Raw genomic sequence first — 16,224 nt, 5'->3', positions numbered from 1 at the left:
CCCCTCCTTTAAAGGAATTATAGACAAAATTTGAGGATTTTAAACTCAATTTATTCAAGGATTTTCTTTAAGAATTGTCCCGTATAAGAATTCTTTACTTTCGCTACCTCCTCGGGAGTTCCTTGGGCTATGACTCTTCCGCCTTCATCTCCACCTTCGGGTCCTAAATCCAGTATATAATCAGAAGTTTTAATTACATCCATGTTATGTTCGATTACCACTACGGAATTGCCTCCCTCCACCAATTTTTCCAATATATTTATTAATTTATGAATATCAGCTACATGAAGACCTGTCGTAGGCTCATCCAAAACATACAAAGTTTTTCCGGTACTTCTTTTACTCAATTCCGTAGCAAGCTTTATCCTCTGTGCTTCTCCTCCGGAAAGTTGGGTTGAAGGCTGCCCCAATTTTATATATCCCAGCCCTACATCATACAAGGTTTGAATTTTTCTTTTTATATTAGGGATATTCTCAAAAAATCCAACTGCCTCTTCTACTGTCATATCCAAAATATCCGATATGCTTTTTCCCTTATATTTTACCTGGAGAGTTTCTCTATTGTACCTCTTTCCTTTGCACACCTCGCAAGGCACGTACACATCGGGGAGAAAATGCATTTCAATTTTAATTATCCCGTCCCCGTTACACGCTTCACATCTTCCGCCTTTTACATTAAAACTAAATCTTCCTTTTTTATACCCCTTCATTTTAGCATCTGGAGTCATAGCAAATACGTCCCTTATATAATCAAAAACTCCTGTATAAGTAGCAGGATTAGACCTGGGAGTTCTTCCTATAGGAGACTGGTCTATAACAATTACTTTGTCCAAATTTTCTACTCCCCTTATTTCGTCGTATTTTCCGGGCTTTGCCTTTGATCTGTTCAATTTCTGAGCAAGGCTTTTATATAATATTTCATTTATCAAAGTACTTTTGCCCGAACCTGACACTCCGGTAACACATATAAGTACTCCAAGAGGTATCTTGACATCAATATTTTTCAAATTATTTTCTTTAGCCCCTACAATTTCAATCCATTTTCCATTTGGTTCTCTTCTCTTATTAGGAATGTCGATTTTTTTCTTCCCCGATAAATACTGTCCTGTTATGGACTCTTTACATTTTTCTATGTCCTTTACCGTCCCTTCGGCAACTAAATATCCTCCGTGAATTCCCGCTCCCGGACCGATATCTACGATATAATCGGCATTTCTCATTGTATCTTCATCATGCTCCACGACTATAAGAGTATTGCCCAGATCCCTTAAATTTTTCAGCGTCTTTAGAAGCTTTTCATTATCTCTCTGATGAAGCCCTATACTCGGTTCGTCCAATACATATACAACTCCCACAAGGCTTGACCCTATTTGAGTAGCTAGACGGATTCTCTGAGACTCCCCTCCCGATAATGTTGAGGCGCTTCTTGACAACGTCAAATATTCAAGGCCTACATCTTGAAGAAATTTCAGCCTTGATCTTATTTCTTTCAAAATCTGATGAGCAATGAGTTCTTGTCTTTCCGTAAGCTTTATGTTGTTAAAAAAATCAAGAGCCGATTTTAAAGAAAGATTGGTAACATCCCATATATTCAGGCCATTAATTTTTACCGCCAATATTTCATCTTTAAGCCTTTTTCCGTGACATTTGGTACACGGCCTTTCAGCCATAAAATCATTAATCTTATCCCTTATATAATCTGAATTGGTCTCCCTATATCTTCTTTCCAAATTCGGAACGATACCTTCAAATCTTCCGTTAAAACTTCGCCTTCCGCTAAAATGGCTGTTAAATTCAAAACTAATTGACCCCTTAGTTCCATATAAAATTTCATTCAAAAATTCTTTGGGAGCAGTATTTAATGGGGCATCCATGCTAAAGTTATAGGAATCGGCTATTGTTTTAAATATCTGATAATAATAAGTATCTTCTGCAGAACCGCTGTAAGGAGCAAGCCCTCCTTGATTTATACTTAAAGAGGGATTTGGAATTATAAGGTCCGGATCAATTTTTTTATAATATCCTATTCCATTACACTCCGGACACATTCCAAAGGGACTGTTAAAGGAAAACATCCTTGGAGAAAGTTCTTCTATAACAACTCCGCAGTCAGGGCATGCAAGTTTTTCACTGAACATTATTTTTTCTTTCCCTATAATATCAATTATTACAAGGCCGTCGGATAATTTAAGGGCTGTTTCAAGGGAATCCGTAAGTCTTCCTTCTACTCCTTCTTTTACTATCACCCTATCAACTACTACTTCAATAGTATGTTTCTTATTCTTTTCCATTTTTATTTCATCCGATACCTCATAGGTTTGACCGTCTACTACTACCCTTAAAAAACCGTCCTTTTTTATATTTTCGATGATTTTTTGATGTTCTCCTTTCTTTCCCCTTATTATAGGAGAAAGAATTTGGATTCTTGTTTTATCATTTAGACTCATTATTTTATCTACCATCTGGTCTACCGTCTGACTTGAAATTTCCTTTCCGCATTTATAACAATAAGGAGTTCCTATTCGTGCAAACAGAAGTCTCAGATAATCATATATTTCAGTTACGGTTCCTACTGTAGATCTGGGGTTTTTATTAGTCGTCTTCTGATCTATGGATATAGCAGGAGAAAGTCCCTCTATGTAATCCACATCCGGCTTCTCCATTTGTCCCAAAAATTGTCTGGCATAGGAAGAAAGGCTTTCGACATATCTTCTTTGTCCTTCTGCATAAATAGTATCAAAAGCAAGAGAAGACTTTCCTGAGCCGCTTAGCCCTGTAATAACTATCAACTTGTTTCTTGGAAGTTCTACATCAATGTTCTTTAAATTATGTTCTCTTGCCCCTTTTATTATTATATTTTCCTTTGACATTTTATCACCTCTGGTTTACCTTTTTCTTTAGCTCTATCATTTTATCTCTTAATTCCGCTGCTTTTTCAAAGTTTAAGTTTTCTGCCTCTTTCAGCATTTCCTCTCTTAAATTTTCGATCATATCTAAAGCCTCAACCTTGGATACCTTTGTATCATATTTACCGTCTTCTTCCACGACCTTTGTAGCCTCTATAATATCCCGTATCCCTTTCTTTATAGTTTTAGGAATTATGTGATGTTCTTTATTATATTCATCTTGTATCTTTCTTCTTCTGTAAGTTTCAGTTATTGCTTTGTTCATTGATTCCGTAATAACATCTCCATACATTATTACCTTTCCATTCACATTTCTTGCAGCTCTCCCTATAGTCTGAACTAAGGAGGTCTCGCTTCTTAAAAATCCTTCTTTGTCCGCATCCAGTATGGCTATTAATGATACTTCCGGTAAATCCAATCCTTCTCTCAACAAATTTATCCCTACCAAGACATCATACTTACCCATTCTTAAATCCCTGATGATTTCCATTCTTTCTATGGTTTTTATATCAGAATGAAGATAAGTAACTTTTATTCCTATCTCTTTAAAATAATTAGTTAAATCCTCTGCCATCTTTTTAGTTAAAGTCGTAACAAGAACTCTTTCTTTTCTTTCAGCTCTTATCCTTATTTCCTTAATCAGATTATCTATCTGATGTTGTGTAGGCCTTACTTCCAATTCCGGATCCAATAATCCCGTAGGCCTTATAATCTGTTCTACAACTTTTGCCGAATGTTTAATCTCATAAGGCCCGGGAGTTGCACTTACAAATACTATTTGATTAATATGATCTTCAAACTCATTAAATTTAAGAGGTCTGTTATCCAATGCCGAAGGAAGTCTAAAACCATATTCTACCAAAGTGGTTTTTCTCGATTTATCCCCTTCATACATACCCCTTATCTGGGGTATCGTTACATGAGATTCATCTATCATCATAAGAAAATCCTTGGGAAAATAATCTATTAAAGTAAAAGGCCTGCTTCCTGCTCCCCTTCCGCTTAAATGTCTGGAGTAATTTTCTATTCCTTGACAGTACCCCATCTCCTTAAGCATCTCCAAATCATATTTAGTTCTCTGTTCAAGTCTTTGAGCTTCCAAAAGTTTATTTTCACTCCTGAGTTCTTTAAGCCTTGTCTCCAGCTCATTTTGAATCCTTATAATCGCAGATTTTACTTTATCTTCCGAAGTGGCAAAATGAGATGCCGGAAATATTGATACATGGGACCTCAATCCTATAATTTCTCCTGTAATATAATTTACCTCCACTATTCTGTCAATTTCATCTCCGAAGAATTCTACTCTTATAGTATGTTCACTGGATGATGCGGGGAATATTTCCAAAACATCCCCTCTCACTCTAAATGTCCCTCTTGTAAAATTAATGTCATTTCTTATATATTGTATATCTACCAACTTCTTGATTATTTCATCTCTATCCTTTACCATTCCCGGCCTTAAAGAAACAACAAGATTTTCATAATCTATAGGATCTCCCAATCCATAAATACATGATACACTGGCAACAATTATCACATCTCTTCTTTCAAATAAAGCTGCAGTGGCTGAATGTCTTAATTTATCTATTTCATCATTGATGGATGCATCCTTCTCAATATAAGTATCCGTCTGAGGCACATAAGCTTCCGGTTGATAATAATCATAATAGCTTACAAAATATTCTACCGCACTATCCGGAAAAAACTCTCTGAATTCACTAGCAAGTTGATATGCCAAGGTTTTATTATGTGCAATTATCAAAGTAGGCTTTTGAACTCTTTCAATGATATTGGCCATAGTAAAAGTCTTTCCCGAACCGGTAACTCCCAAAAGGGTCTGGTATTTTATCCCATCTATAATCCCCTTGGAAATCTGATTTACCGCCTTTAGTTGATCTCCTTCAAGTTTAAAATCCGATCTTATTTTAAATTTACCCATACTTATCACCTCTCATTGAACGCATGTTCGTATGCAATAATACCATTATAATATATATCATATAAAAAATAAATAGATTTTTTATTTTTTGAAAAAAGAAAGTTGATATTATGCAATTAATATTATAAACTGATATATAAGGAGGATATGATATGAAAAAAATATCTTTATTCATATTTACAGCGATTATTTGGATTATGCTTGTCGGCTGTAATAATACAAATAATTCTCAATCTAAAACTTCCAAAAAAAATGAAGAAGAACCTATAGGATATAAAATAGAACATATTGTTCTTTCAAAGGGTTATCAATCAATAGAACCTAACGTAGAAATAACGAAAAAAAATAACGATAATACGGTATTGGTTTCATTGGGTTTAGTAGAGTGTTCGGGAGTAACAATCGATAAAATAACAAAAGTAGATAACGAAGTAAATATATATATTAACCGTCTTTTGGAAGAAGATAAAATTCAACTGTCAATACCACAAATACTACTATCCTTTGATAAAAATGTATCTGAGAAATTGGATACTTTAAAATTCAACATAATAAATGAAAATTACACACCCATTAATATAGCTGTTGGCAAAACCCAAATATTAAACAAAATATATTCTCAATTTAAAATATCGCCTAATACAATACCCGATGTAAATCTTTTAAGATATAAAGATGATTATATATGGTCCATAACCTTTAACAGTATCTTTGACAAAGAAAATTCCAAACTTCCCCTTGTAAATTTAAAAGTTAAAGCAAATGCCGATACAGGGGAAATAATTTCTTCTGAAAAAAACGTAATATCTGATTATATAGATGATGGAATTGTTGTTGACTATAGCCAAAATAAATATCTTCTTTATAAGCAGGAAGTTTTAATTGACAAAAGAAAATATGAAATTCTTTGGTTATATAATATTAAGACTAAAGAAAAGGAAAAAATTTTTTCTACAACCAATTTAATATATGATGCTAAATTTAGTCCGGATTATAAAAATCTGTCCTTAATTGAAAACCATAATGAAAATTCAAGTATATACTTAATCAATATAAATGACAAATCATCAAAAAATATAACTCCGTCAGGTCAGTATCACATTTGGCTGATGAAATGGGCAGATAAAAATCACCTCTACTTCGTAAATAACAGTTCCGAAAAATCATCGCTATTTTCAAAGTATACATTGAATGTGGGAAAAACAGAAGGGCTGTTTTCCATAAATAAAAATGTATCAAGCTTCGATTTTAACGGAGAATATTTTGTCTTTACGGAATTTGATGATAAAGATTTAAACAAAAATATTTACATTACAAAAGAAGGATCAGATCTTAAAAAAATAGATGAGGGATTTAACATCAACTTTGCCGGTAAAGAAGATGTGCTTTACTTAAAAAATATTCAGAAGAATGATAACAACATATTATGTTCTTACACATTAAATAAGGATTCAAAGATTGTGGAAGATCAGCTGGATATTAAAAATTATTTACTGATCAACAATAGCGATTTGGTACTTATAACAAGAAACACTTATAATAACGATTATACTCTTGTAAAATTGGATATGGATAACTATTCCGAAACTTCCATAGCCAAAATAGTAGGAGATAACTTATTCTATGACAGTAATCAAAATACCGGATATTTAAATTTAAGTCCTTCAATAAATGAATCCAAAAGGAATATCATATATTCTATCAATTTCAATAAATCCAACATAGGATTAAATTAAAGAGGCCTAATAAGCCTCTTTTTAAATACATCTCTAATTATCTTCTAAGATATTCTCTCTCTTTCTCTTTTAATATAAGTTTTTTTATGATTTTTTTGATCCTGGGTTCTCCCTCCTCCATCACAAAGGCATACTCCGGATCCTTAGGTATGATAAAAATACCCAGATTTTTTATTCGATTTTTATAATCCTTATACTCTTTAACAACAACTCCTCTTTTTCTATCAAATACTTCCATCCGGATATAGTTAGGACATAGGCTCATAACTCTGGTTAAATCATCCCTTGATAAAATCTTATGGCCGTTGATTGAAATAATAACATCTCCGGTTTTCAACTTCATCTTTTTTCCTATTCCCTTAGGAAAAGCATATAAAATTTTTATTCCAAATTCGGAAGGCTTAAATATAGGTATTCCCCTACTCTCCTCTCTTCTTCCCCATTGGATTATAAATTCATGGGCAGAAAAAGAAAAAACAGAACCTATATATTTAAACAGCAAACTGTTCTTAGATATTTGAGAAAGAAAAAGCAAAATAAAGCTGAAAAGGAAAAGCCGCCCTGCCGTTTCTTTTACCTTTTGAGACGGATATTTCGTTAAAGCATAATCTCCGTACCCCAAAGCCGCAATTGTAATAAGAGGAAAATTTCCATATCCATTGACAAATACCGAGAAAGGTACCGGCCAAAATCTGCTCATTGAAAATCCTCCCACTATCTGATCATTTCTTTCCATAAATATAGGAATCTTCGAACTTTGCCCGTCAAGTATTACTAAAACACTTTCTACCATATGCAAAACGGCAACTATTGATAGTACATTTTCAACGTTGATATGAGGATATCCAAATATAAGACTTATAAGAGAAATAATTCCTCCTCCATAAGAAAAACATAAAAATCTTGGATGAAATAATGCAAGGACCAATGCCAACAAAAATATCATCTCAAAATCCTTAGGATTCAAAGTAATCCTCAAAAGAATAATTATGACGCTTCCTATGATTCCTCCAAAGAGGCCAAAAGCAGCCGATGATACTACTTTTAAAAATAACGGCTGCTTAGACTGTTTTAATATTGTTTTTTCTATTTTGTTTTGTTTATAATACTGAAAAAATATTATTATTATAACTATCCAATATAACGGTAATTTCACAGAAGAAAGTACAGTATATAAAGAAGACTTAAATATTTCTTTCAGCTCAAACATATGCAACTCCCCTATTGACACCATCTACTGATTTATTTTTCCCTTTAATATCTCTAATCCCTTTTGAAGCTGAGTATCATTTTTCAAATTTTCCACACCTATCGTTTCCACATTCTCCGGAAGTTCAACTTCTACATTAGGTTTTATTCCCACTCCATGAATGTTAATTCCCTTCGGAGTAAAATACTGAGATACTGTTAGCTTAAATCCCGAGCCATCTGAAAGTTGTTTTATCCGCTGAACTATCCCTTTCCCAAAAGTAGTTGTTCCGACTAAGGTTCCTCTTCCTCTGTCCTTTATAGCCCCGGCTAATATCTCAGATGCACTGGCACTTCCCTTATTAACAAGAACTACCAAAGGAAGATCTATTTTATCATTATCAGATCTCAAATATTCTTTCTGCCCGTCTCGAGTTTGCGTATATACTACAATACCTTTATCTAAGAATTCGTCTGCAATATCTACACATACATCCAATAGTCCTCCCGGATTATTTCTTAAGTCCAATATTATCCCCTTAATATTTTTATCCATTAGACCATTAATTTCTTTCTTAAAATCCTTATAAGTCAAATCATCAAAACTTGTTATATTTATATACCCTATATTGCCTTCGATAATATCCGAGCTTACCGTTTGAAGCCTTATTTCCTCTCTTACTATAGTTATATCCATTTCCTTGTTGTTTCCTTCTTTATCCTTTCTGACTATCGTTATATTTACTTTTGTTCCGGGATCTCCTTTCATAACTTTTACTGCTTGATCCATAGTATCTGCATTAAACTCTTTTCCATTTACTTTAGTTATTTTATCTCCCGTTTTGATTCCTGCTTTTTCTCCCGGAGTTCCATCTATAGGAGACACAACTGTAATTAAATTATCATCCCCCGGAGTAACTATTACCCCTATTCCTCCGTATATTCCCTTTGTATGTTCCGTGAAATCTTCAAACTCATCTTTTGTCATATATGTAGAATAGGGATCATTTAGAGATTGAAACATTCCTTTTAATTCTCCGTTAGCAAGAGTCTCTTCATCTACATTTTTTAAATAATTTTTTTTGATAAAATCCTCTAAAGCTAAATTCTTGGAATATTTCTTATACATATCACTCAACTGATTGTATTCGTCCTTCGGAAGAATCACTTTATTATCATAAGTTAAAGATAAAACATTGGAAAAAATAAAAGTCAACACATTAGTAACCACTAATAAGAGGATTATACCTATAATTTTTTTCTTTTTAGACATTCTGTATTCCCACCTTATCTATAAAACATTATGTAATCTATTTTATTAAACTCATGTAAACATTATACCATTAGCATTTCCACTTTTCAAAAAATGTTTACAGTATACGTAATCTATTATAATCTTTTACATATGAAAAAAGGCTTCTGTTGAAACATCAACATGTTAAAAGAAGCCTTTTTGAAATTCATTTATATGATTATTTTCCCTTAAGATAAGGTATGGGATCCACATACTTGCCGTTTACTCTAACTTCAAAATGGCAGTGAGAACCTGTCGCAGTACCTGTATTTCCTGCCTTAGCAATTCCCTGACCTTTCTTTACTTCCTCTCCTTCGCTTACCAGAAGAGATGAATTATGTCCGTAAAGAGTAGCGATTCCTCCTCCGTGATCAATCATTACGGCCTTTCCATATCCTCCGAGACTTCCCGCAAAAATAACGATACCATCTGCTGCCGCAACTATTTTAGTCCCGGTAGGTGCAGGAATGTCAATACCAGTATGTAATTTTTTTATTTTGTATATAGGATGTATCCTATAGCCAAAAGGAGAACTTATCCTTGAATAGCCGGGGACAGGCCAACCCATTATTCCTCCCGAATAAGGACCGGTCTTTACTTGTCTTTTGCTTATTTCCTCTTGAATCCTCTTTTCATCTTCTGCACATTGTTCTTCAAATTTCTTCTGTGCTTCAAGATTTGAACTTAGCTGTTCCATAAATTTGCCCTTACTTCTTGAAGCAAGTTCCAGATCAGCCTTATTGGATTTAATCTCATTTTTCACAACTTCTGCCGAGGCTCTCTGAGCTTCCAATTTTGTTTTACTTGTTTGGATAATGTCCCTTTGGGATTTCATATACTTTAAAAGATTTTTATCATAGTTTACTATAGATTGAATCATATCCTTTCTTTGAAGAAAATCTCTGATATTTGCCGAAGAAAGGAGAACTTCCAAATATCCGATATTACCATTTTTATACATCACCCTAAGCCGTGAATTAAAAGTATCGGTTTTTTCCGAAATGTTTTTTTCGGATTTTTCTAATTGTTTTTTAACTTTTCCTATGTCGGCATTTATTTTAGTTAAATTTTCCTCAGCATCACCTAACTTTTTACTTACATCATTGATTTGTTTGTCCAACTCTGCTATTTCTTCACTGACATTGCTGATATTTTTTTTGGTCTCTTTCATATTTTTTTGATTTTCTTCTCTTTTTTCCTTTAAACTATCTCTTTCTTTCATTAAATCATTTAAGGATTTCTCCGCTCCGGATACGGAACAGGAAAACAGAAAAATTCCGATTAAGAGTACGGCTATTATTCTTTTTTTCATCAAATTACCTCCTTACCGTTATACATCCAAAAATCTCTTAAGTGATAACAAACTCCCCAGAACCCCTATACCTATACCTATGGCAAGAAATATTATGACTATATCCTGAAATAAAACATAAGGAGAAACTAAATATACCGTAAATATGATATACAGCCTTTCGTTTATTACTTTAAACAAATATTTGTACCCGAAATTGACTATTAATATGGATAATCCGGCTCCTACAACTCCCAGAAGGATGCCTTCAATAATAAATGGTCCTCTTATGTATCCGTTAGTTGCTCCAACATATTTCATAATGCTTATTTCCCTTCTTCTCGCTGCAACAGTAATTTTAATGGTATTTGAGATAATAAATACGGAAATAAACATTAATATAGCAATTATTGCTATACCGCCTATTTTTATATACCTTGATACAGTCAACATCTTATCTATAATATCCTTATAATATTTAATTTCCTCTATCCCGCTCATTCCTTTTATCTTGTCCACTACGTTATCAGCATATTTTATATCCTTCAATTGAATTACGTAAGAATTAGGAAGAGGATTTTCTTCCAGTCCTTCAAGGAGATACCCTTCGTCTCCCCATTCTTTTTTCATTATATTTAAAGCTTGTTCTTTAGATTGGAATACTACTGAATTTACCCCATCTGTTTCTTTAATACGGTTTTCAATTTTAGTTAATTGTTCCTCATCTGCATTATCATCTAAAAATACCTGTATCTCATCAAATTTATTCTTAGTTTCAATTACCACATTATTTATACTCAATACAATAATAAGAACCATACCAAGTATTACAAGAACTGCCGTTATGGAGCCTACGGAAGCCAAACCCATTGTTCTGTTTCTCCACATACCCTGAAAACCTTGTTTGACTATATTCTTAAATATGCGATGTCTCATGGTTATACACACCCTTCTCTTCGTCCCTTACTATTCTTCCTGATTCAAGAGCTATTACGCGTTTTTTCATTAAATCAACTATTTCCTTGGCATGAGTAGCCATTAAAACTGTAGTACCTCTTCTATTGATTTCTTTAAATATTTCCATTATTCCCCATGCTGTATCGTGATCAAGATTTCCGGTAGGCTCGTCCGCAATAAGTACAGGCGGATTATTAACTATTGCTCTTGCAATGGAAACCCTCTGATGTTCACCTCCCGACAACTGATTGGGATAACAATTTGCTTTATTGCTTAAATCAACCATACTTAACACCATAGGTACCCTCCTTCGTATCTCCTTTGGATGTGCACCTAATATTTCCATAGCAAAAGCTATATTTTCATACACAGTTTTATTGGGAAGAATTCTGAAATCCTGAAAAACTACCCCTATGATTCTTCTTATATACGGGATTCTTCTGCTTTTCACTTTCGTTATATCCATCTCATTTAAAAATACACTTCCTGAAGTCAAATCCTCTTCTTTTAAAAGGAGTTTAATCAAAGTTGATTTTCCGGCACCACTTGGCCCCACTATAAAAACAAACTCTCCTTTATCTACCTTAACATTTATATTTGATAAAGCCTTTACTCCATTGTCATAAGTTTTGCTTGCATTAACGAATCTAATCACTATATCACCTCTGTTAGCACATATCATGGATAATTTATAATTAAAATTTAAAATACAACATATTAATACTTTCTATGTAAATTTCATAACTCCTTTATTTTTATATAATTTTTTTCAACAAAATATATCCATACAATGATATTATTATAATATAAAAGAAACAATAAATAAACTATGAGGAGTGGTATTTTTGGATAAAATTTTGCTCAGAAAAAAACTTTTAGAAAAAAGAAGAAATATGAACACCGACGATATAAAAGAAAAAAATAAATTAATCAAAGAAAGATTGTATGATTCAGGCATCTATAAGAATTCCAAATTTATTATGGCTTATATTGATTTCAGGAATGAAGTGGAAACAAAAGAAATAATTAAATATTCATTAAAATTATCTAAAAGAATAGGAGTTCCCATTTCTATTCCCAAAACAAGAGAATTAATAATCTCTGAGCTATTCGATTTCGATAAAGAGTTAGAAAACGGGGTTTATAACATATTAACTCCCAAAAAAGAATTCATAAGAAAAATATCTCCCAAAGAAATTGATTTAGTATTAGTCCCAGCTGTTGCCTTTGACAGGAAGGGCTATAGAATAGGATATGGAGGAGGATATTACGACAGATTTTTTGAAAAATTAGATTCTCATACCATAAAGTTAGGCCTTGCTTTTGATATCCAAATCATTCCTGAGGTTCCAGCCGGAAAATATGATTTACCTGTAGATTATGTAATTACAAATAAAGAATTAATCAACTGCAAAGATCCTGATTAAAAACAATTTTAGTGTATTCTTTACTTTCAAGGATACACTAAAATCATTTATTTAGCAACTTTATTATTTATTCAAGCCTGCTGCAATTTTAACACATTGCTGATGCTGGGGATCTGTTTGTCCATCCATATGTCTTTTACTTCCCAAAAAATGAATATCAAAATGTCCATCCATTCCATTACCCTTTACATAATCAAAATTTATCCCTTTTCCATATCCTCCGCTTCTCCAAGTAGTATAAGCTCCTCCCTCGGCTTTATCATTTCCTGCGTGAGGCATAGCAGTAGCACTGGCGGCTATAAGCCTGTCCCCTATTTGAACAAGAACAGGTCTTCTTACCCAACTGAATCCTCCCCATATATCTTTCATTATATTTGTATCTTCTAAAGACAAGGTTTCACAATCCGCATGAAGGCTGCCTACAGACCTCTGAACCATAAAAGATTTTCCTGTATAAAAATCTATTACCTTAAATTTTGTACCTCTTGGAATCAGCCCGTCTACTTTGCTCCAGTCTAAATACTCTCCATATTTTCCTTCCGTATCAATTTTTTGGTTGGATGGCTTCTCTACACTTTCATTGACATTTTGACTTGATACTTTAGTTTCATCTTTTTTGGAACCTTCGCTTATGTTCTGTTGTTCTTTATTTTGTTTTGCTATGTTTAATTTCTGCCCTACTTTAAGTACTGTATTCTCATCTATTCCTTTATTTGCCTCAAAAATGCTTTCTATAGTAACGCCGTATTTTTTACATATGTCCCAAATATTATCTCCGTCAACCACAGTATATTCGGTCAAATCCGGCACATCTCTTTTTATTCCCCCTCTGCTGCTTATCTTAACTTCTTCTTTGCCGGGAATCTGAATAATCTGTCCCGGATATATCACCGTATTTTTATTAGCTTTATTTTCTTTAAGCATGTCCTCTAAACTTACATTATACTGCCGGCTTACTTTCCAAAAGGAATCTCCTTCTTTAATAGTATAAGGTGTAGCAAAAGATGTAGATGTCAGCCCCACCACTGAAGCCAACATTACTATGCCCACCTTCTTTTTAAGTTTTCTCATTTGTATTTCTCCCTTCAGATAAAATTTAAAACTCAATAAGGGTTCTATACAAATTGTTTATTTCCTTTAAGCAATTTATGGTGCTAAATCAAAATATGCCCTATTATTCTCTTTCCACCTCCAATTTTATACTGTCAGGAATATCATCCATATTGGTCTTAACAACAATAAAAGGATAAGTTATACATTGGGTTACCATTTCGTCAGGTTTTGGATCAACATATTTGGCATATACTATCAACTCAGATGTGCCTTTCCTATCTGTGATTTTTTCAATTCTATCAATAAATACACTATAACCTCCTGACATCTTTTCACCTCTTGTTACTACAACATAAACCTCATCACCAATTTTACAGCTTAATGCTTTTTCCTGAACTAAATACTTAGGAAGGATATCTTCTAACTTTTGTGGAACTTCATCAGATTTCAAAACTTTGAATTTCACTCTTTTATCACCTTCATTCAAATATTTTGGAATAAAAATCATTCCTGATATGATTATCCCTATTATTCCAATAATAACTATGGCTCTCTTCACCTGTACCCCCTCCACTTTATCTCTACCATAATATTATTCTATATCGAAATGGTTTATGTAAAAAAAAAGATAGATAACATACTAATAATTATCTATCCGTTAAATTTAAAGTTCTTATATAATCTTCTTTACTCTATTATAAATATTTTCTGCGGTAAACCCATATTTTTCAAGAACATCATCTACTGTACCGGATTCTCCGAAGGTGTCCTCCACTCCTATTCTTGACAATAAAACAGGGTAATTCTCAGAAAGAACTTCAGCTACTGCACTGCCCAATCCCCCTATAATACTGTGTTCTTCGGCAGTAATTATTTTCTTGGTTTCTTTCGCAGCCTTGATTATAATATCCTTATCTATAGGTTTAATTGTAGAAATATCAATTATTCTTGGAGATATCCCTTCCTTCTCCAGCATTTCTCCGGCTTTCAAAGCTTTTTCTACCATTATCCCCGTAGCTATAATGGTTACATCCTTACCTTTTTTAAGCTCTACTCCTTTTCCTATTTCAAATTTATAACTGTCGTCAAATATAGTCGGTACTTTACTTCTTCCCAGTCTAATATATACAGGCCCTTTATGTTCCGCTGCTTTAAATATACACTGACGGGCTTCCACTCCGTCAGCCGGATTCAATACTACCATATTAGGAATAGATCTCATAAGGCTTAAATCTTCTATAGCTTGATGAGTTGCTCCATCTTCTCCTACGGTAAGTCCTGCATGAGTTGCCGCTATCTTTACATTCAATTTGGGATAACAAATTGAATTTCTGATTATCTCATAAGCTCTCCCTGTCGCAAACATAGCAAAGGTACTTGCAAAAGGTATCTTCCCGCAGGTCGATAACCCTGCTGCAATTCCCATAAGATTTTGTTCAGATATTCCCACATCAAAAAATCTTTCCGGAAATTCTTCTTTAAAAACTATAGTCTTGGTGGATTTAGACAAATCCGCATCAAGGACTACTATATTTTTATTGAGTTTTCCGAGTTCTTTTAATGCTTCTCCGTATGCATCTCTTGTCGCCATTGCCTTAGTCATCTATTTCACCTCCAAGTTCAATTAATGCTTTTTCTGCCTGTTCTCTATCGGGAGCATTTCCATGCCAACCTACTTGATTTTCCATGAAGGAAACTCCCTTTCCTTTTATCGTTTTGGCTATAATCATTGTAGGTTTTCCTTTAGTGTTTTTTGACTTTTCAATTGCAGAAAATATTTCTTCAAAATTATGTCCGTCAATATTTATAACATTCCATCCAAAAGCTTTAAATTTTTCATCTATCGGTTCTATTCTTACTACCTCATCGTTTTTTCCGTCAATCTGCAATCCGTTGTGATCCATAAAAGCAGTCAGATTATCCAATTTGTTATGGCTGGCAAACATGGATGCCTCCCATATAATTCCCTCTTGAGATTCTCCGTCTCCGATGAGAGTATATACTCTATAATTCTTTTTATCAATTTTACCTGCCAATGCCATTCCTACCGCTGCAGAAAAGCCTTGCCCTAAAGAGCCTGTCGTCATATCGACTCCCGGAGTACCCTTCATATCCGGATGGCCCTGAAGCATTGAATTAATTTGTCTCAAATGCATCAACTCTTCCTTAGGAAAATATCCCCTCTCGGCTAAAGCTGCATAAAGTACGGGAGCACCATGGCCTTTGGAAAGGACAAACCTATCCCTGTCTTCCCATTTTGGGTTTTTAGGATCTATTTTCATTTCTTTAAAATACAAAGCCGTCAATATTTCACATGCCGAAAGAGACCCTCCCGGATGGCCGGATTTTGATTTCTCCAGCATTTTAATAATGTCAATTCTCAATTTTTTTGCAACGGACTTTAGTTCGTTATAATTTTCCATAAAATCCCTC

13 protein-coding genes are annotated in these 16,224 nt (G+C 33.6%); 2 read left to right on the top strand and 11 right to left on the bottom strand.

The genetic code is table 11. The features are described 5' to 3' along the window. Positions 1 to 50 precede the first annotated feature (50 nt). Positions 51 to 2,870: an excinuclease ABC subunit UvrA gene (gene uvrA, locus PP176A_RS10030; protein WP_071140336.1), complete on the bottom strand. Its 2,820-nt coding sequence runs from the start codon at positions 2,868 to 2,870 to the stop codon at positions 51 to 53. Between the two features lie 4 nt (positions 2,871 to 2,874). Further along, a complete protein-coding gene (uvrB, locus tag PP176A_RS10025) occupies positions 2,875 to 4,845 on the bottom strand; it encodes an excinuclease ABC subunit UvrB (RefSeq protein WP_071140335.1) in 1,971 nt (656 codons plus the stop codon). A gap of 152 nt (positions 4,846 to 4,997) precedes the next feature. Here uvrB and PP176A_RS10020 point away from each other — a divergent pair, with 152 nt between their 5' ends. Beyond that, positions 4,998 to 6,581 carry a TolB family protein gene (locus tag PP176A_RS10020; RefSeq protein WP_071140334.1) on the top strand — a complete coding sequence of 528 codons (1,584 nt, stop codon included), beginning with the start codon at positions 4,998 to 5,000 and terminating at the stop codon, positions 6,579 to 6,581. A gap of 37 nt (positions 6,582 to 6,618) precedes the next feature. Here the strand turns inward: PP176A_RS10020 and PP176A_RS10015 are convergent, their stop codons facing one another. The 5 genes from PP176A_RS10015 to ftsE all read right to left on the bottom strand — a co-directional run bounded on the left by PP176A_RS10015 (position 6,619) and on the right by ftsE (position 11,966). Then, the gene (locus PP176A_RS10015; protein ID WP_071140333.1) at positions 6,619 to 7,791 is read right to left on the bottom strand and encodes a hypothetical protein; all 1,173 of its coding nucleotides are present in this window, start codon (positions 7,789 to 7,791) and stop codon (positions 6,619 to 6,621) included. A gap of 24 nt (positions 7,792 to 7,815) precedes the next feature. After that, positions 7,816 to 9,042, bottom strand: coding sequence for a S41 family peptidase (locus tag PP176A_RS10010; protein WP_071140332.1), 1,227 nt, complete (start codon positions 9,040 to 9,042; stop codon positions 7,816 to 7,818). A gap of 199 nt (positions 9,043 to 9,241) precedes the next feature. Next, complete coding sequence (locus tag PP176A_RS10005) at positions 9,242 to 10,375, bottom strand: murein hydrolase activator EnvC family protein (RefSeq protein WP_071140331.1); 1,134 nt, start codon at positions 10,373 to 10,375, stop codon at positions 9,242 to 9,244. A gap of 18 nt (positions 10,376 to 10,393) precedes the next feature. After that, positions 10,394 to 11,290 (bottom strand): permease-like cell division protein FtsX, encoded by an 897-nt coding sequence (ftsX, locus tag PP176A_RS10000; protein WP_071140330.1) that lies wholly within the window; start codon positions 11,288 to 11,290, stop codon positions 10,394 to 10,396. Then, a complete protein-coding gene (ftsE, locus tag PP176A_RS09995) occupies positions 11,271 to 11,966 on the bottom strand; it encodes a cell division ATP-binding protein FtsE (RefSeq protein WP_071140329.1) in 696 nt (231 codons plus the stop codon). Before ftsE ends, ftsX begins: the two co-directional genes overlap by 20 nt. Before the next feature lie 190 nt (positions 11,967 to 12,156). Between ftsE and PP176A_RS09990 the strand changes: the two genes are divergently transcribed. Further along, on the top strand, positions 12,157 to 12,738 hold the full coding sequence (locus tag PP176A_RS09990; protein ID WP_071140328.1) for a 5-formyltetrahydrofolate cyclo-ligase: 582 nt from the start codon (positions 12,157 to 12,159) through the stop codon (positions 12,736 to 12,738). 63 nt (positions 12,739 to 12,801) lie between these two features. Here the strand turns inward: PP176A_RS09990 and PP176A_RS09985 are convergent, their stop codons facing one another. The 4 genes from PP176A_RS09985 to PP176A_RS09970 form a co-directional block, all read right to left on the bottom strand. Next, on the bottom strand, positions 12,802 to 13,809 hold the full coding sequence (locus PP176A_RS09985) for a LysM peptidoglycan-binding domain-containing protein (protein ID WP_071140327.1): 1,008 nt from the start codon (positions 13,807 to 13,809) through the stop codon (positions 12,802 to 12,804). A 103-nt stretch (positions 13,810 to 13,912) separates the two neighbouring features. Continuing rightward, the gene (locus PP176A_RS09980) at positions 13,913 to 14,350 is read right to left on the bottom strand and encodes a protease complex subunit PrcB family protein (protein WP_071140326.1); all 438 of its coding nucleotides are present in this window, start codon (positions 14,348 to 14,350) and stop codon (positions 13,913 to 13,915) included. A 114-nt stretch (positions 14,351 to 14,464) separates the two neighbouring features. Then, a complete protein-coding gene (locus tag PP176A_RS09975) occupies positions 14,465 to 15,394 on the bottom strand; it encodes a transketolase family protein (protein ID WP_071140325.1) in 930 nt (309 codons plus the stop codon). Beyond that, positions 15,387 to 16,214, bottom strand: coding sequence for a transketolase (locus tag PP176A_RS09970; RefSeq protein ID WP_071140324.1), 828 nt, complete (start codon positions 16,212 to 16,214; stop codon positions 15,387 to 15,389). The genes PP176A_RS09975 and PP176A_RS09970 overlap by 8 nt, the downstream gene beginning before the upstream one ends. Positions 16,215 to 16,224 lie beyond the last annotated feature (10 nt).

The organism is Sporanaerobacter sp. PP17-6a, assembly GCF_900095615.1.
GTDB classification, from domain to species: Bacteria; Bacillota; Clostridia; order Tissierellales; family Acidilutibacteraceae; genus Acidilutibacter; species Acidilutibacter cellobiosedens.
Note: the sequence above shows the minus strand (reverse complement) of the source record. Positions and strands in the feature narration are given on the sequence as shown.